Raw genomic sequence first — 17430 nt, 5'->3', positions numbered from 1 at the left:
GTCTTCCCCTGGTGCGCCCGGACCAGCCACCCCCCTGTCCTGGTGCCGACGCACCAGGGCCCGACCCGGACTCCGCGGAACGGAGACGCGATCGACGAAAGGCCGGGCGCCGCACGCGCGCGCGGCCTCGGTCGGCCGTCGACGCCGGTGCTGCCGTACGGAGAGGACGGCCATCGGGGCGAGGGCCGGCAGAAAGGCGCAACCGAACGTCAGGACGAGCCCGTTGTCACGCGTGAAGGCCACGGACGCCGGGTTTCATCGCTGTCTCGGCGTCGGCGCGCCGACGAGGCGGTGGCGTTCGCGGAGGGCGCGCGCGGTCACCGGGGCGCCGGCCCCCGCTGGGCGTCCGCCAGCGTCGTCCATACCGCCGCCGCCGCGACGACGGCCACGGGACCCGGGACCAGCAGCAGGACCGAGGCGGTCCAGTGCACCGCCACCCACACGCCCAGCACCGCGAGCGCCGGACCGGCCAGGAACCGGTGCGGCCACCGGGCCACCAGGTACACGCCGCACGTCCACAGCCGCCGGCCGCGCAGGTCGCCGCGCGCCGCGCCGAGCGGCAGCACCGCCCCCAGGGCCGGCAGCGCGAGGACGCAGGCCGCCCCGCTCAGCGCCAGCGACGGCAGCGCCCATGCCCCGCCGCCGTCCCGCCACACCGCGAGCGCGGCCAGGAAGGCGGCCACCGGCACGGCGACCACCAGTCCCTGCGCGGTGCCGAATCGCCACAGCCGGCGCAGCCCGCGCCACCACCCGGCGACGGTGGCCTCCCGCCCGGCCGCCAGCGCGTTGCCCACGTCCGCGAGCGCCGCCGCGCACGGGGCGACCAGCAGACCGGCCAGCACCGCCGACACCGGGGTGAGGCCGGGCGCCAGCAGCACCGTCAGCGCACCGGCGAGGCACACCGCCACACTGCCGAACAGCAGGGCGGGCAGGGCGGGCCAGGCGTTCCGCAGGGTGCGCAGCAGGGTCTCGTCCGCCACCGGCGCGCGGCTCCCGGGCGCGCGGGGGGCTCGTTCTCCGGCCGCCGCCGGTCCGACCAGGTCTCCGGCCATCCGCTCATCCCCTCAGCCCGGCGGAGGCGATGCTGGCGACGAAGCTGCGCTGGAAGGCGAGGAAGACCACGAGCACCGGCACCACCACCGCGGTGATCGCGGCGAAGACGACCACGGAGGAGCCGCTCTGCCCGCTCTGGAGCGTCACCAGGCCGATCGGCAGCGTCATGTTCTCCGGGGTGCTGAGGAAGATCAGCGGTCCGAAGTAGTTGTTCCAGGACAGTTCGAAGGTGAGGATCGTCATCGCCGCCAGGGCGGGTCCTGACAGTGGCACGATCATCCGGAAGAGGATCCACAGGTGGCCGGCGCCGTCGATGCGGGCCGCCTCGTCCAGCTCCCGCGGGATGGTGCCGAAGTACTGCCGCAGGAAGAAGATCGAGAAGACGTTGATCAGCGCCGGCAGCCAGAGCGCCGCCAGGGTGTCCACCAGCCCGAGGTTGCGCATCAGCACGAAGACCGGGATCACCGTCATCTGGGTCGGCACCATCAGCGCGCTCAGCATGATCATGAAGATCCCGTCCCGGCTGCGGAAGCTCAGCCGGGAGAACGCGTACGCCGCCAGCACGCTGACCAGCAGCGACCCCGCCGTGGAGATGACCGCGACCTGAAGGCTGTTGAGCGCCATCCGCCCGAACGGGATGAGCCCCGGGATCTCCCGGAAGTTGTCGAGGGTGAACGGGTCGGGCACCCATCGCGGCGGCAGCGCGAACGCCGCCTCCTCGGCCGTCAGGCTCTGCACCACCAGCCACACCAGCGGTGCCACCATCACCAGGCCGACCCCCCACAGCGCCAGGTCGACGACGAGCCCTCCGGTCCTCCGGCCCACCGGACGCGCGCCCGGCTTCGCACGCGGTTTCGCGAGTGTTCTCACTGGTGGTGCACCCACTTCCTGGCTCCCCAGAACTGCACCAGCGTGACCACCAGCATCACGGCGAACACCAGGAGCGAGACCGCCGAGGCGTATCCGGCCTGGAAGGTCTGGAAGCCCTTCTGGTACAGGTACATGACGACCGTGAGGGTGGAGTTGTCCGGTCCGCCCTGCGGGGTGATGATCTGTACCGGGTCGAAGACCTGGAACGCCCCGATGAAGGTGATCACGACGGCGAAGAAGATCGTCGGTGACATCGCGGGGAGCGTCACGTGCCACAGGATCTGCCGCCGGCCGGCCCCGTCGCAGCGCGCCGCCTCGATCAACTGCGAGGGCACCGTCTGGAGGCCGGCGAGCATGATGATGAAGGTGAACCCGATGGTGTGCCAGAGGTCGATGCCGATGATCGCCGGCAGCGCCCAGTCGGGGTCGGTGAACCAGGCCGGGGTGGAGAGTCCGGCCTCCCCGGCGTAGTGCGTGACGACGCCGAAGGTCGGGTCCAGCACGTACTTCCACAGCAGCGCGACCGCGGCCCAGGAGATCACGAACGGGAAGAACAGCGCGGTGCGCACGAAGTACGAGAGCACCCGGCTCATGGTCCGGTTCACCGCCAGCGCCAGCAGCAGCCCGCCGACCACGTGGGTCACCACGGAGGCGACGGCGAACAGGAAGGTGTTCGTCAGGGCCTGGTAGAGCAGCGGGTCGCCGACCATCTCGGTGAAGTTCCCGAACCCGTTGAACTCGGCCGGGGTGAGCAGGTCCCAGGAGTAGAAGCTCAGCACCACGGCCGCCACGAACGGCCCGGCGACGAAGACGACGAAGAGCAGCACCGCCGGGGTGACGAACAGGTACCCGACCCGATGGTCGCGGGATCGGCCGGCGCGCGGGGACACGGTGGTGGTCACAACAGCCCTCCCAGCGTCTCGTTGGCCGACTCCAGCGCCTCGCGCACCGGCTTCGTCCCGGTGATGGCGGCCTGCCAGCCCTGGTTGACGGCGTCCTGCACCTCGCTGCCGCGCTCGGGGGAGGGGATCGGGGTGCCGTAGGTGATGGCCTCGGCGAGGGCTTCGGTGCCGGGCGGCGCCTGGTCGAGGAACGGGGCGCCGGTGGCGACCGAGTTGCGGGCGGGAACCGTCGAACCGCCGTTCCTCGCGTAGAAGACGGACGCCTCCTCCGACATCAGCCAGGTGAGGAAGGTCCACGCCTTCTCCTTCTTCCGGGACGCCTTGAGGATGGGCCAGCCGTCCCAGCCGACCGGCGAACCCCGGCCCGCGTTGACCGGCCAGCTCACGATCCGCACCCGGTCGAGCATGTCGAGGCGGCGCACGTCGAGGGTGGGCCACCGGCCGCCGCCGAGGGTGGCCAGCGCGTTGTTGCGCAGCTGTCCCACCGCGTCGAAGGTCCCGCCGGGCCGCGGGGAGAGTCCGTCGTCGATGAGCCCCTTGACGAAGGTCGCGGCCTCCACGGCCGCCTCGCTGGCGAAGGTGCCCTCGTCCCAAGCGCTGTTGAGGGTGCTCGCCCCGTTGGTGAGCAGCCAGGGCATGATGTCGACGAACGGGAAGCCGAAGCCGAGCGGGATCAGGAAGGCCCCGGTCCGCTCCTTGATCCGGACACCCGCCCGCCGGAACTCCTCCCAGGTCCACTCCTCGGTGGGGAGGTCCACCCCGGCCTGGTCGAAGACCTCGGTGTTGCAGTAGAGCACCGCGGTGTTGTAGCCGCCGGGTATGTAGTACGTCCTCCCGTCGGTGGAGCCGTAGGTCTCGGTCCAGTTCCTCAGCCGCGGGTCGACGTCCGCGAAGTACGCGTCGACCAGCGCGCGGTCCCTGGCGATGTAGGTGTCCAGCGGTTCCATCAGGCCCTTGGAGGCGAAGAGGCGCTGGCCCTCGGTCGCCACCTGGACCACGTCGGGCACCTTCCCGCCGGCGATCTGGGTGGAGACCGTGTTGGCGAAGGTGCCCCAGTTCGGGGCCGCGATGCCGCGGGCCTTCACCCCGATGTCCGGATGCGCCTCCTGGAAGGCGTCGAAGAGCTGGTTGAACGACTGCTGCTGGGTGGCGTCGCCCAGGTAGAGCACGTCCAGCGGCCCGTGCGGCGAGCCCTCGACCCCCAGGTTGAGGCAGGAGGTCAGGGCGGAGGCCAGCGGGAGGGAGGCGGTGGCCGCGGCGGCGGCGCGCAGCACCCGGCGCCGCGGGAGGTGAGCGGGTCCGTGCAGGTCCATGGGGTCCCGTCCTTTCGTGATCAGCCCGTCCTTCCGTGGTCAGCCCGGCCGCAGCACCACGGTGAACGGCTCGGACCCCTCGGCGCCGACGAGGCGCGCGGTCGGCCCGTCCGCCCGCGCGGTCACCTCGACCAGGCCCAGCAGTTCGCCCGCGATCACCGGCCATCGGCCCGGCAGCGGGTCGAGTTCGATCGTTCGGGCGGTCGCGTCGACCACCGTGCGGGGCCAGGCGTGGGCCAGGCCGAAGGAGGCCATGGAACGGACGTAGTGGTGTCCGCACTCGACCTCGTCGAAGGGGTTGCGGGTGCGGCCGGAGTAGCGGGCGCGAACGTCGGCCACCACGTGCTCGGCGCGTTCCCGCTCACCGTGCGCGGCCAGCCCGACGGCCGCGGTGTACTCCACGCCGGTCCACACCTCGTTGCAGTACGGGAAGGGGCGCTCGGGACGACCGCCGTGCGGATAGGCGCAGTTGAGCAGCCCGTGCTCGTCGCCCAGGGCGTAGGTGCGCAGGTGGTTCATGTGGCCGTGGAACCCCGCGCGGTGGTTGTGCCGGACGATGCTGTCCAGGGCGGTCGCGGTGTGGGCCCGATCCAGCCGGTCGTCCAGCCCGCAGGAGAGGGCCAGGGCGTGGCCGGCGAGCTGGTCGGCCATGCAGCCGGGGCCGATCTGGAGGTCGGGGTCCACCAGGTCGTCGGAGCCGACGTCCGGGTTCTCGCCGTCCTCGTAGCGGATCCGCAGCCCCTCGGCGATGCGGTCGCCGGACCCGGCGGGCAGCACGCGGTGCTCGTAGTACTCGCCGTTGAACAGCTCGGCGTCGGTCTTCGCGGCCCCGCTGCGCAGCACCCGCGCGCAGGTGGCGGCGAAGGCGGTGTCGCCCACCGCCTCGGCCATCCGCGCGCAGGCGGCCAGCGCCGCCAGGTACCAGGACTGGTTGACGCCGCTGGGCCCGTAGTACTCCACGTCCGAGGTGCTGTGCTGGCAGCCCTCCATGAGGCCGTCGCGGTCGGCGTCCCAGCCGAGCGGTATCCAGGCGAACTCCAGCGCCCGGCGCGCGGCCGGCCAGTGCCGGGCCAGCAGGTCGTCCCGGCCGGTGAGCTGCCAGGTGCGGAACAGCCGGACCAGCGCGCCCATCTGCCCGTCGGCCGCCGCCGTCCGCCAGCCGGTGCCCTCGGTGGCCAGCGGCAGCCCGGCGCGGAAGCTCATCATGCCGCGCTCGTCCAGCGAGTGGACGAACTCGACCTCCCGCATCGTCCACGCCAGGTCGGGGAAGAGCTGTTCCAGCGCGTACTGGTAGTTCCACACGTGGGTGCAGCTCCCGTGGCAGCTGCCGTGGTCCTCGTTGGTGCCCTCCCAGGCCAGGAAGGTGCCATCCGCGATGCGGAAGCAGGTCGGCGACTTGAGCACGGCGGCGTTGGACAGCACCGCGTCCTGCACGGACGGCGGCAGGTCGGAGCCGGTGACGGTCTCCACGTAGGCGCGGGTGCGGCGCTCGTACTCGGCCAGCCTCGGGACGGCCTGGCGCACCACGTCGGCGGCGTCGGCGAACCGCCCGGCGTAGTGGTTGCCGACCACCGGACCGCCGTGCCCGTGGACCGGCGCCGGGGCGGGGCGGTGGGTCCAGGCCCGCCGGTTGGGGAAGTGCCAGGTGATCAGGAAGGTGAACTCCTCCTCGCCGCCGGGCGGCAGCGAGGCGCCCACGACCAGCGAACCGGTCGGCACCCGGGCGCCCTCGTCCGGAGCGGCGGGCTCGTCGAGCCGGCCGTCCTCGCCGAAGTCGTCCCAGAACTCCAGCAGCGAGTCGCCCCAGGAACGTTTCGCCCAGGTGCGCCGGTGGCTGGTGACCGGGGTGCCGACGGCGGCCAGGGCGAGACTGCCCCACGCCTCGTCGTCCCGGGCCTTCAGGCCCCCGCAACCGCCGGCGAGCATGGTGACGTCGCCCTCGCGGAACAGCTCGAACCGGTTGCCCGCCGGTATGTCGCCGGTGGGGCGGCGGCCGGCGACGTGCTGGAGGCTGCCGCACAGGCTCATCTCCAGCGGCGCGTCACCGGTGTTGCGCACCCGGGCGCGGTAGACGAGCAGCGGCAGGCCGCTGGCGTCCGCGTCCCCGGGGATCAGGGGGTTGTACACGGACACCACCGCCTCCACGGGCAGCTCCGGGTCGGTCAGGCGGACCTGCCCGAAGGGGTAGGCGGCGGCGAACTCACCGTGCCGGAAGCGTGGTAGCCCGTGCAGGGCGGACCGGCTGCCGTGCCCACCGGCGTACTCGTCCTCCAGCAGCGCCGCCTCCAGCACCCGGGTGGTGCCCGGCGTGCCGGGTGCGCCGTCGGACACGTGCAGGGCGAAGAAGGTGTCGGGTGTGAAGCCCTTGGCGGGGCGGTTGAACAGTTCCCAGTCGCGCAGCTGTCCACGTCCGCCCAGGCTGACGCACCCGGTGCCGACGCCACCGACCGGCATGGCGACACGGGCCAGGTCCCCGCCGCGGTAGCGGCGGACGACCGGCCAGGATCCCGCGACGGCGCGGTCGTCGCGGGGGTTCGTCGTTCCGGACGCGGGACGCATCTCCATGGCCGAACTCCTGGGAGGACGAGGGAAGGGCGTGCCGAGAAATCGATTTCACCGATCTAAGCCCCGAGTTCTAGGGGGGAAGGATGCACAGGGGTTGCAATCGATTTCAAGCCCCTGGGACAAAGTGCCTCGTGGGACGCCCGCGAGCGGAGAACGGGACGCCTCGGCTCCTGTCCTGCCCGAGGTGTCCAGCGCGATGTGGTCGGCGGCGGCCATGCGGCCCCGGGCTCCGATGAGTTCCGCCGACCGGCGGAGTCCGCCGTTCGACGGGAGCGGTCCGGTGGTTGACCTGGGAGAACGGGGTTCGGCATGGTGCCGCGTGTGCCGGCGGCGCGGTGGGCGTGATCCGGCGGGACGACCCGGCCGGTGGGCGTCGAGAAGCGCGGCACCGTGGGGAAGTGGGTGTACCACGACCCCGACGGCAACGGGACGGGAATCGGCGGCGAGATCTCCGGGACGTCACGCGCCCGTTCGCCTACCTCGGCCGCCGACGGCCGCGGCGGAGGCCGACGGCCGCGGGCCCGTGGCGCAGCAGGGGCCAGGCGGCCAGGAAGCACAGGCCGGTCCACGCCCAGCCGTACGGGTAGCTGCCCCCCAGGTCCGTCAGGGCGCCGAAGACCAGGGGGCTGACCGTGAGTCCGAGGAAGAACGCGCCCTGCACGCGGGCCGATGCGCCCGCCACGGCCTCCGGCGCGCTGGTGCGGACCACCACCAGCATGGCCAGCGCGTTCCACGAGGCCGAGCTGAGCCCGGCCAGGACCGCGCCCGCCCACAGCGCGGGCGCGCCCAGCACGGTGGCGAGGGCGATCACCGTGACCGCGCCCGCCGCCGCCAGCGCGACGCGGCGCAGCATCGCGAGGCCGGACTCGGCGGGGAGCGCGGCGCGTTCGGCCACCATCGGCCAGGCCACCCGGGACGCGATCGCCACCAGCCCGACCAGCGCGAACTGCGGGCCCGCCAGCCGCTCGTCCATGCCCACCCGCTCGTGCGCGAAGAGCACCAGGTAGGTGGTGAGCCCGCCGTCGTCCGAGCCCTCCATGGCCGGGCCGCCACAGGCGGTGGCCAGCACCAGTAGAGGCAGCAGAAAACGCAGCCGTGCCCTGAGGGAGGTGCCCATCGCGGTCCTTTCTCGCGTCCTTGCGTGCACCGCCCGAAAGGCATTGTTCCGTTTGATGGAACAACTGTTCCGGGCTGTTGTGCACGGTGTTCGCGAGAAATATGCAGGGTCACGGCGCGATTCCGGGGCGTGTGTATCCCGTGAATTCCGTCCGCGATCCGGGGGGAGGCGGCCGGAGACGGGCCTCGAACTCCCAGCCGCATAAGCGGCTTATTCGATTGCCATCCGACTCCCTCGTCCGGGTGCCGTCGCCCCGTTTTCGATTGCCGCCTCGCGGGCGGTGCCGTGAGTCTGAGGCGGCGGGGGAGCGCGTGGAGCGAGGGGTGGAGCATGGTGCGGAACGTCGCGGCGGTCGTGTCGGCGATGCTGGTGGGGCTGCTGATGTCCCTCTCGGGGACCGGCCCGGCGGGTGCGAGCGCCGACGACTGGAGTGGGGCGTTCCGTATCGTCCATGTCTCCACGAGCCAGCGGCTGGTCCCCAACGACGGGGGAGGCGACACCAGCGAGAACGCGGTGGTCTGGGCCGCCCTGACCCCGCCGGGCCCGGACGGGCAGGACTGGCAGCTCCAGCGCGTGGACGCCGGCGTGGGCGCCGGCGTGGGCGCCGGCGCCCACCGCATCCGCAACCTCACCAGCCGCCTGTGCCTGAAGGCCGGGATCACCGGCTACGGGCCGACCGTTCTCCAGGGGACCTGCTCGACCGCCGACGACACGCAGCGGTGGCGGCTGGAGGAGACGGGCGCCGGGTACCGGATCAGCTCCGTCGCCACCGGCGACGCGATCGCGTCGTACGCCTCCCGGGGCGACTACTGGGCGATGCTCGGGCCCGAGGCCCCGACCCTGGCGCAACGGTGGCGGCTCGTCGGTCTCTGAGCGGGTGGCCGCCGAACGGCCCGGGAACGGCCGCGCAGGGCCGCCGGGAAGGCGGCCCCGCGGGCGGGCGCTCGGTGGGAGCGCGCTTCGGTCGGTGCGCGCCCCGGTCAGTAGGCGCTGTCGACGTTGTCCATGGAACCGTAGCGATCGGCCGCGTAGTTGCAGGCGGCGGCGATGTTGGCCACGGGGTCGAAGGGGTTCTCGCTGGTGCCGGGGACGTGGTACTGCTCGAAGGTCGGGTCGATGACCTGGAGCAGGCCCTTGGACGGGATGTTCTTGATGGCGTTGGAGTCCCACATGTTGATCGCGGCCGGGTCGCCGGAGGACTCCCGCATCAGGTTGCGGTGGATGCCCTCGTAGCTGCCCGGGATGCCGTGCTCGTCCATCACGTCCAGGGCCTCGTTGATCCACCGGTCGATGTCCTCGTCGGACGCGGGGTCCGGTTCCGGCTGCTCGTGGGGCTGGATGACGACCAGCCGGCCGTCGTCGGTGTACTCGGCGCCGCGGCCGTCCTCCGGCACGGACTCGGTCTCGGCGTCGGTCTCGGCCTCGGCGTCGGCGGCCGACTCGGACTCGGCGTCGTCCTGGGGCGCCGCGGCCCGGGTGGAGGGCCCGGCCGGGGGCCGCACGTCGGGCGCGTTCGCCGGCGCGAGGCTCTGCTCCCCGGGGGACCCGGGGGCCTTGCCCAGGACCCCGGCGTCCGCCGTGAACGCGGTCGGGGAGGCGGTGGGGGACGCGGTCGCTCCCGCCGGGCGCGGGGCGCCCGCGTGGTCGGCGGCCTCGGCCTGGTGCGGGATGAGGGCGGCGGCCACGGCCGCCACCGAGGCGGTCGCCAGTCCGGCCACTGCCAGCCCGCGGTGCACGGGGCCGGCCGGGTTGGTGGCGGTCTTGGTCGTCGCGGACAAGAGGGGAACCTCCGGGGGAGAAGACAGGGGAAACGAAAGCCGCCGCGGGAGGGCGGCGACATCGGCCCAGTCTGCGAAGGCACGTCCCCGACCTGCAAAGATGCGCTCTACGACCCCGCCTCGGACGTGACCGGCGTCTCATGACCACCCTCACACGCCGACGCGTTCCGTGACCGCCCGGATACGCGCGGAAGCCCCGGATCGGCGACGGTGCGTGCCCGCCCGGGGACACACCGTGGCCGATCCCGGGCACGGCCGAGGGCCCGCCGCCTCCGGATCAAAGACGGCGGGCCCTCGGCCGCGACGGCGGGAACGGTGGCCGGTCAGCGGCCGTGGACCGCCTCGTACTCGGCCTGGAGGCCCTCGGCGATCTCCACGCCGCCCTCGTCGCGCCAGCGGCGCAGGACCCCGTCCCACGAGGTCACCGGGGCCCGGCCGTTGACGATGTCGTTGCAGGCGTCCACGAGGATCTGCTCCGTCACCGTGCCGTAGCGGTCCTTGGCCGCCGTGCGCAGCCCCGTCGCCGGGTTGGCCACCAGGAACTCCGAGGTGTCCACCTGGTACTGCCACTGGCGGCGGGTCGCCTCGGGAAAGCCCGGGTTGTACGCCACCAGCGGCGGCGAGGACAGGTACTGGAGCGGCAGGGTGTTGTAGTTCTCCAGGTCGGCCAGGTCGGTGAGGACGATCTCGCCGTCCTCGTCCCGCGTGTAGTGCGCGCCCTCGACGCCGAAGCGGACCACCTCGTACTCGCGGCTGCCGAACGGCGCGGCCAGGTAGTCGAGCACGCGCAGGATCAGCCGGATCCGCTCGGGCTCGGCGTCCTTCAGGATCGTGTAGTTGACCCAGCCCGGCCCCGACCACAGCTTGGGCCCGGCGCCGGCGCCGGTGGCGTAGGGGCGGGCCATGTCCAGCGCGAAGCTGTCGCCCACCGCCGCGACGCCGGTCTGGTAGGCGGGCAGCGTGTCGCTGATGGCGAACACGTTCTCGCCGAAGAGCTGGATCTTCAGCTCGGGGACGGTGATCTGGTCCGGGTAGAAGACCCCGTCGGAGACGAGGTCGCGGACGAAGCCGAGGGCGTCGGCGTACGCCTCTGTGGCCTCCACGGGATGGAACGCCCCGGCTCCGTCCAGCGACCAGAGGTTGTCGCCGCCGCGCCAGGCGGCGTGCCGGTCGACGTCGGTCTTGGTCACGCAGCCGGAGGCCCAGCGGCGGTCCGCGGTCAGCTCCCGCATGCGCTCCCTGAACTCCTCGGGCGTCCACTCCTCCAGGCCGCCGGCCCCGTCGAACGCGTCGCGGTTGCAGAGCATCACCGGCGAGGGCTGGGGGCGTTCGATGGGAACGCCCATCAGCCTGCCGTTGAAGCGGCCCACGCCGGACCAGGCGTAGGTGGGGAGGTTCGCGAGGTTGGGGTAGTCGCGCACGGCCGAGCCGGAGAGGTAGGGCGTCAGATCGGCGCACTTGGTGGCGACGAAGTCCCCGATCCTCGGCACCTCGTCCATGCACGTGATCACGTCCGGCATGTCCTCGCTGGCCATCATGGTGGCGACGCGCTGCGGCAGGTAGAGGCTGGGGACGAAGCTCAGCTTGAGCTCGACGCCGAGGGCCTCGTTGACCGCCCGCCACATGCGGTTGCGGCTCGGCGGGGAGGGCGGCGGCTCGTTGGTCACCAGCAGGACCGTGATCTCCTCGCCGCGCCCCGGCCGTTCGGGAACGGAGGTGACCAGGTCGGTGGGGTAGCGCAGGTAGCCCTGCTGGATGCCCGCGTCGGCGTCGCCCGCCAGATCGGGCGGCGGGCCCTCGGCCGGAAGGTACTCCGGCCAGGGGACGAGGTCCTTGCCGACATTGGTGGCCCGCTGGGCGCGCCCGGTGCCGCATCCGCCGAGCATCAGCCCGGCGCCCGCGGCGGCGCCCGCGCCCAGCAGGGCGCGGCGTGAGTATGAACGTCGTGCCGTCATCGCGCGGTGACTCCTTCAGGACTTGATGGCGCCGGTGAGGACGCCCTTGGTGAAGTGCCGCTGGACGAAGGGGTAGGCGAGCAGCACGGGAACGGTCGCGATGACGACGACGGCCATCTGCGTGGCCTGGAGGGCCTGGGCCGAGCCGGACTCGTCGATCGTGCCGGCGGTGGTGCCGGAGAGGCTGGCGCCCTGGGTGACATACAGCTGGAGCACCGCCTGCACGGGCCACTTCGTCGCGTCGTTCAGATAGAGGATCGCCGAGAAGAAGCTGTTCCAGTAGGACACCGCGTAGAACAGACCCACGACGGCGAGCACGGCCTTGGACAGCGGCAGCACGATCCGCAGCAGCGTGTGGAGCTCGCTCGCGCCGTCGATGCGCGCCGCCTCGTACAGCTCCTCCGGGATGTTCTGGAAGAAGCCGCGCACGACGACGAGGTTGAACACGTTGATCGCCACCGGCAGGATCAGCGCCCCGTAGGTGTCCAGCAGGTTCAGCTCCTTGACCACCAGATAGCCGGGCAGCATGCCGGTGGGGAAGAGGAACGTGAACAGCACCGCGAGCACCAGCGGGCGGCGGGCCCTGAAGTGCGGCCTGGCCAGGGCGTAGGCGAGGGTGACCGTGCCGAAGAGGGATATGAGCGTGCCGGTGACGGTGATGCCGACGCTCACGGCCACCGCGCGGGTGACCACGCCGCCGGAGAGGACCTCGCGGTAGGCGCGGAGCGTGGGGCTCTCGGGCCACAGCACCCAGCCGCCGTTCTCTGCGATCTGCCCGGGCGACGCCAGGCTGGTGGAGATCACCACCAGGAACGGGACGAGCACGAGGAGGACGACCAGGGCGAGGGCCACGGCCTTCAGGGCCCTGGTCACCGCCCGCGGCTTCTCCTGCCAGGCGGGGCGCTCGTCGCGCATCCTCGTGGCGAACCGGCGGGGCGCGCCGGGCGCGCCGGACGTACCTGGCGCGCCGGGCGCGCGCTTCTGCCGGAGTGCTGTGCTCACTTGTACACCCCCTGCTCGCCCATGCGGTGGGCGATCTTGTTGGCGGAGTAGACCAGCAGCGCGCCGACGACCCCCTTGAACAGGCCGGCCGCGGCCGAGAAGCCCCAGTCGCCGCCCAGCACACCGCGGTAGTAGACGAAGGTGTCCAGCACCTCGGCCGCCTCGGGCCCCACCGCCGCGCGCTGGAGCAGGAGTTGCTCGAAGCCGACGGACAGGATGTCGCCGAGCCGCATGATCAGCAGCAGGATGATGATCGGGCGGATGGCGGGCAGCGTGATGTGCCAGAACCTCCGCCAGGGCCCGGCGCCGTCGATCGAGGCCGACTCGTACATCGTCTCCGGCACGGCGGCCAGCGCCGCGAGGAAGATGATGGTGCCCCAGCCGCAGTCCTTCCAGATCACCTGCGCCACGACCAGCGGCATGAACGCGTCCGGGTTGTTCATGATGTCGACGGTGCTGTGACCGGCGTCCCCCAGCATCCCGTTGAGCATGCCCGCGCCGCCCAGCACCTGCTGGAACAGCGCGATCACGATCACCCACGAGATGAAGTGCGGCAGGTAGACCACGGATTGGACGAACGTCCTGACCGTGCGCCAGGTGAGGCTGTGCAGCAGGAGGGCGAGGGCGATCGGCAGCGGGAAGAACAGGATGATCTGGAGGAACGAGATGGCCAGGGTGTTCCAGACCGCGTCCCAGAAGGTGGAGTCCGAGAAGAGCCGCTCGAAGTTGTCGAACCCGACCCAGGGGCTCGCCCAGACACCCTCGAAGGGCACGTAGTCCTTGAACGCGATGACGTTGAAGAGGAACGCCGAGTAGTGGAACACGGCGAAGTACACGATCCCCGGCAGGGCGAGCAGCCACAGCTGACGCTGCGGCGACGATCCCCGGAAACGGCGCGCGAGGCGGCGCGCGGGGCCGGGCGCGAGGCTGGGCGTGGGCGCGGGCTCGGACGTTGCCTCGCGCGCGGGCTCGCGCCCGGCGCCCGGGGGCCCGGATGCGCCTCCCGGATCGGGGAGATGGTCAGCGGCGGTCTTCGCCATGGCGGAGCTTCCTTTTCTGTGCGGCTCGTGGGCACCAACGGCCGCACGCGCTTACCCGACCGGCGCACGGCGGCGGCCCTCGGCGGAAGGGCGGCTGACGACCCGCTTCCCGTGGTGGGTCCCGCTGCCCGGCCCGCATGCGGGCGAAGGAGTGTGCAAACGCTTGCTACGAAGGGGTCGTCGGTCTGACCCGGAACGCGCCGGACGGTGAGGTCGCGCCACGCCGGGACGTCAGGGACTCACGGTGCCGGATGGTGGGGAACGTGCAGGTCACACTCGTTGTGGGGGTGGAAGGCCGGCGTTCCGCCGACCGGGAGGGGGCGCTCCCCGCCCTTTTCCGGCGGGACTTCGGCCGCCGGTGCCTTTTCGCCCTCGGGACATCGGAGGCGAAGCGGCGGGGAATGAAAAGTTTTCGGCCATGCGTGGTCGCGATTCCCGGGCCGGGCCGCGCGCCGCCTGGCGTCGTCGAGCGCTGTGGCCCATGGCCGCACCGCCTCTCCTCCGGGTCCTCACGTGATCGGTAAATCCTTCTAGCAGCGGTCAGAAGGGCCGGTCAAGGAGGGGAGCGGTGACTTTCTTGTGGGGGCCGGGACAAGGGATTTCGCCCGAGTGCGGACCCTTGACCGCGTCACGGGCCACTGGTTAGCGTCGATTCCTGACTTTTGTAGACCGGCCGAAAAGTCGCCCTGTCCCGATCCGTTCGCCGCCCGGTCCCGGCCCTCTCGATTCCCTCGCCGCCGCGCACGTTCATCGCGGTGGGGTATGGGTATGTTGGGTCGGTAAGCGCTTACCGCTCTGACTACAGCCAGGAGTCCTACCGCAATGGCTGCATCGTTGCCATCGTCCGCCGTCGCCCCTCGCCTCCGTGCCGCCGTCGTGGGCACCGGCGCCATCGTGAGCGGCTCGCACCTGCGGGCCCTCGCCGTCCACGCCGCCGACGTCGAACTGGTCGCCGCCGTCGACATCGACGCCGCGCGCCTCACGGCGTTCGCCGAGCGGGCCCGGGAGGCCGACGGCATCGGCGAGTTCACCGGGTACACCGACCTCGACGCCATGCTGGAGGCCGAGCGCCCCGACCTCGTTCTGCTGGGCACGCCCCCCTCCCTCCACCGCGCGCAGACCGTGGCCGCCCTGCGCGCCGGGGCCTGGGTGCTGTGCGAGAAGCCGCTGTGCCTGTCGCTGGCGGAGTTCGACGAGATCGCCGCCGCGGAGCGGGAGGGCGGCCCCTACGCCGCGGTGGTCGCCCAGCACCGCTACGGCTCGGGCGCCGTCCACGCCCGCGCGTTGCTGACCTCGGGCGAGGTGGGCGAGCCGCTGGTCGCGCACTGCCAGACCACCTGGTACCGCAACCGCGCCTACTACGAGGTGCCCTGGCGCGGTCGCTGGGCCACCGAGGGCGGCGGGCCGACCATGGGCCACGGCATCCACCAGACCGACCTGCTGCTCCATCTCCTCGGCGACTGGGTGGAGATCCGCGCGATGGCCGCCCGCCTCTACCACGACGTGGAGAGCGAGGACGTCTCGACGGCCCTGGTCCGTTTCGCCAACGGCGCGGTCGCCACCGTGGTCAACAGCGTGATCTCCCCGGACGAGGTCAGCCGGATCAGGATCGACACCGTGGAGGCGACCGTCGAGTTGACCCATCTCTACGGGCACGGCAACGACGACTGGGTGTACACGCCGCGCTCGGGCCTGGACGACCAGGCGCGCGTCAGGCGCTGGCGCACGCCCGCGTCCGACGAGCGCAGCTCGCACGCGGCGCAGCTCGCCGGCGTGCTGGCGGCGCTGCGCGCCGGGACCAGGCCGCCCGGCGGCGGCGCGGACGCCCGCAGGACCATCGAGTTCAACGCGGCGCTGTACAAGGCCGCCTTCACCGGCCGGACCGTCACCGCCGGCGAGATAGCCGAGGGGGACCCGTACTACCGGGCGATGCACGGCGACCACCCGGACTGGGCGCCGAAGGAGAACGCGTGACCGGCGCCGCCCCCCGGCGGCCGGGCACACCGGCGCGTGGCCCGCCCGCCCGGCGGACCACCAGCCGCCCCCTACCCGGGAGATCGCATGACCGCACAGCTCACCGTCACGCACACCCTCGGCGAGAGGGTCGTCGTCGCCGCCGGCGGGACCGACGTCCTCTCCTACGTCTACCGGCCCGACGCGGACCCCTACGAGTCGCTCAAGCCCTACGCGCACCCGCTGCGCACCCTCGGGGGCCACCTGGTCTCCGGCTACCGCCCGCACGACCACCGCTGGCACAAGGGTCTCCAGATGACCGCGAGCCACCTGTCCGAGCAGAACTTCTGGGGCGGCAACTCCTACCTCGGCCCCGACCAGGGCTACCAGCGGGTCCCCGAGCGGGTCGGCTCGATGCGGCACGACGGGTTCGCCCGCGTCGACGCGGCCGGTGACCGCGCGGAGATCGCCGAGGACCTGACCTGGGTCAGCAACGGCGGCCAGGAGTGGGCCCGCGAGGCGCGCACGCTCACCGTCCACTCGGCCGAGCCCGACCTCGGCGCCTGGGCCCTCGACTGGACCATCGACCTGACCAACGTCCGCGGCGAGCCGCTGCGCTTCGGCTCCCCGACCACCGCGGGGCGCGAGAAGGCCGGATACACCGGCCTCAACTGGCGCGGGCCGCGCGAGTTCACCGGCGGGAGGATCATCACGCCGGGCGGGCCGGCGGAGCAGGAGGCCGTGATGGGAACGCCCGCGGCCGAGGTGCCGTGGCTCGGCTTCGTGTCGGGCCACGACGACACCGACGGGCACTCCACCCTCGTGTTCGCCCACGCCCCGGAGAACGCGGCCGAGGACGCGATCCACCCCTCGCACTGGTTCGTCCGCGCCGACCCGATCCCCTCGGTGGCGTTCTCCTGGGCGTTCCACGAGGAGTTCGAGCTCGCGCCCGAGCGGTCCTTCTCGTTCCGCTACCGCGTGGTGATCGCGGACGGCGCCTGGGACGCGGAGCGGATCGGGACGTACCTCGCCGCCCGCACGTGGTGAGACGGCCGGTGACGGCGCGGGCGGGACGGCCTGGGCACGGACGACCCGGGGCACGACTGAGGAGGGACATGCCGGGAAGGAGCCGGAGATGAGTCTGCCAAGCCCGCTGCCGGGAGCCGTCGGCCTCTCCCACATCAGCGCCTACGACTGGCCCGCCGCGGACGGCGTCCGCGGCGGCAGCCCGCACGCCCATCTGACCTGCGCCGAGGCGTATGTCGTCACCCACGGAACGGGGGCGGTGCAGACGCTCGGCCCCGAAGGCTTCGCCGAGACGCCGTTGCACCCCGGGGTGGTCGCCTGGTTCACGCCGGGCACCATCCACCGCATGATCAACGGCGACGGGCTGCGGGTCACCGTGATCATGCAGAACAGCGGCCTGCCCGAGGCGGGCGACGCCGTCCTCACCTTCCCGCCCGGGGTGCTGGCCGACCCCGGCCGCTATGCCGAGGTCGCCGTCCTCCCGGCCAGGGAGGGCCCGGCCGCCGAGGAGGCCGCCCTGCGCCGCCGCGACCTCGCGGTGGAGGGGTTCCTCGCGCTCAAGGCCGCGGACCAGCGGGGCGACAAGGAGCCGCTGCGCGCGTTCTACGAGGCCGCCGCCGCCCTGCTCGCGCCCAAGGTCGCCGCCTGGCGCGAACGGTGGCGCGACGGGGCGCTCGCGGTCGCGGAGGCCACCGGCGCGCAACTCGACGCGCTGGAGCGGGGCGACGCGAGCCACCTCTGGTCCGCCGCCGCGAAGAGCACCGGCCCGACCCGCGAGGCGGGGTTCGGCATGTGCGGGCGCCGGCAGGAGTACGAGGTTCCGGGCACCACCGTGCCGACCACCCCCTGACCCCGC

14 protein-coding genes are annotated in these 17430 nt (G+C 72.6%); 4 read left to right on the top strand and 10 right to left on the bottom strand.

Translation table 11 applies throughout. From position 1 onward, the window contains the following. Positions 1-317 precede the first annotated feature (317 nt). The 6 genes from ADY01_RS39170 to ADY01_RS19015 form a co-directional block, all read right to left on the bottom strand. Complete coding sequence (locus tag ADY01_RS39170; RefSeq protein WP_159001282.1) at positions 318-980, bottom strand: hypothetical protein; 663 nt, start codon at positions 978-980, stop codon at positions 318-320. 76 nt (positions 981-1056) lie between these two features. Next, positions 1057-1878 carry a carbohydrate ABC transporter permease gene (locus ADY01_RS19035; RefSeq protein WP_049574720.1) on the bottom strand — a complete coding sequence of 274 codons (822 nt, stop codon included), beginning with the start codon at positions 1876-1878 and terminating at the stop codon, positions 1057-1059. 41 nt (positions 1879-1919) lie between these two features. Continuing rightward, positions 1920-2825 (bottom strand): carbohydrate ABC transporter permease, encoded by a 906-nt coding sequence (locus ADY01_RS19030; RefSeq protein WP_049574718.1) that lies wholly within the window; start codon positions 2823-2825, stop codon positions 1920-1922. Continuing rightward, positions 2822-4138 carry an ABC transporter substrate-binding protein gene (locus ADY01_RS19025; RefSeq protein WP_049574715.1) on the bottom strand — a complete coding sequence of 439 codons (1317 nt, stop codon included), beginning with the start codon at positions 4136-4138 and terminating at the stop codon, positions 2822-2824. Before ADY01_RS19025 ends, ADY01_RS19030 begins: the two co-directional genes overlap by 4 nt. Before the next feature lie 39 nt (positions 4139-4177). Next, on the bottom strand, positions 4178-6703 hold the full coding sequence (locus tag ADY01_RS19020) for a GH116 family glycosyl-hydrolase (RefSeq protein WP_234320306.1): 2526 nt from the start codon (positions 6701-6703) through the stop codon (positions 4178-4180). 475 nt (positions 6704-7178) lie between these two features. Beyond that, complete coding sequence (locus ADY01_RS19015) at positions 7179-7820, bottom strand: hypothetical protein (RefSeq protein WP_049574713.1); 642 nt, start codon at positions 7818-7820, stop codon at positions 7179-7181. Between the two features lie 330 nt (positions 7821-8150). Between ADY01_RS19015 and ADY01_RS19010 the strand changes: the two genes are divergently transcribed. Next, positions 8151-8693, top strand: a complete 543-nt coding sequence (locus ADY01_RS19010) for an RICIN domain-containing protein (RefSeq protein ID WP_049574710.1) — start codon at positions 8151-8153, stop codon at positions 8691-8693. Between the two features lie 107 nt (positions 8694-8800). Here the strand turns inward: ADY01_RS19010 and ADY01_RS39825 are convergent, their stop codons facing one another. From ADY01_RS39825 to ADY01_RS18990, 4 genes are all read right to left on the bottom strand, one after another. Continuing rightward, positions 8801-9598, bottom strand: a complete 798-nt coding sequence (locus ADY01_RS39825) for a transglycosylase SLT domain-containing protein (protein WP_063784277.1) — start codon at positions 9596-9598, stop codon at positions 8801-8803. 323 nt (positions 9599-9921) lie between these two features. After that, on the bottom strand, positions 9922-11553 hold the full coding sequence (locus ADY01_RS19000; protein WP_049574707.1) for a hypothetical protein: 1632 nt from the start codon (positions 11551-11553) through the stop codon (positions 9922-9924). Between the two features lie 15 nt (positions 11554-11568). Next, positions 11569-12468, bottom strand: a complete 900-nt coding sequence (locus ADY01_RS18995) for a carbohydrate ABC transporter permease (protein ID WP_049574703.1) — start codon at positions 12466-12468, stop codon at positions 11569-11571. Positions 12469-12551: 83 nt separating this feature from the next. Beyond that, the gene (locus ADY01_RS18990; RefSeq protein WP_078900416.1) at positions 12552-13595 is read right to left on the bottom strand and encodes an ABC transporter permease; all 1044 of its coding nucleotides are present in this window, start codon (positions 13593-13595) and stop codon (positions 12552-12554) included. Between the two features lie 822 nt (positions 13596-14417). On the opposite strand from ADY01_RS18990, the gene ADY01_RS18985 reads away from it, so the two are divergent. From ADY01_RS18985 to ADY01_RS18975, 3 genes are all read left to right on the top strand, one after another. Then, positions 14418-15569: a Gfo/Idh/MocA family protein gene (locus tag ADY01_RS18985; protein WP_049574700.1), complete on the top strand. Its 1152-nt coding sequence runs from the start codon at positions 14418-14420 to the stop codon at positions 15567-15569. 87 nt (positions 15570-15656) lie between these two features. After that, the gene (locus ADY01_RS18980; RefSeq protein WP_049574697.1) at positions 15657-16595 is read left to right on the top strand and encodes a PmoA family protein; all 939 of its coding nucleotides are present in this window, start codon (positions 15657-15659) and stop codon (positions 16593-16595) included. 88 nt (positions 16596-16683) lie between these two features. After that, positions 16684-17424 carry a cupin domain-containing protein gene (locus tag ADY01_RS18975; RefSeq protein WP_049574694.1) on the top strand — a complete coding sequence of 247 codons (741 nt, stop codon included), beginning with the start codon at positions 16684-16686 and terminating at the stop codon, positions 17422-17424. Positions 17425-17430 lie beyond the last annotated feature (6 nt).

Origin of the sequence: Streptomyces sp. SBT349 (genome assembly GCF_001083795.1) — a bacterium.
In the GTDB taxonomy this organism is placed as follows: domain Bacteria; phylum Actinomycetota; class Actinomycetes; order Streptomycetales; family Streptomycetaceae; genus Streptomyces.
The sequence above is the reverse complement of the archived record's forward strand: the minus strand, read 5'-3'. Positions and strand labels throughout refer to the sequence as shown.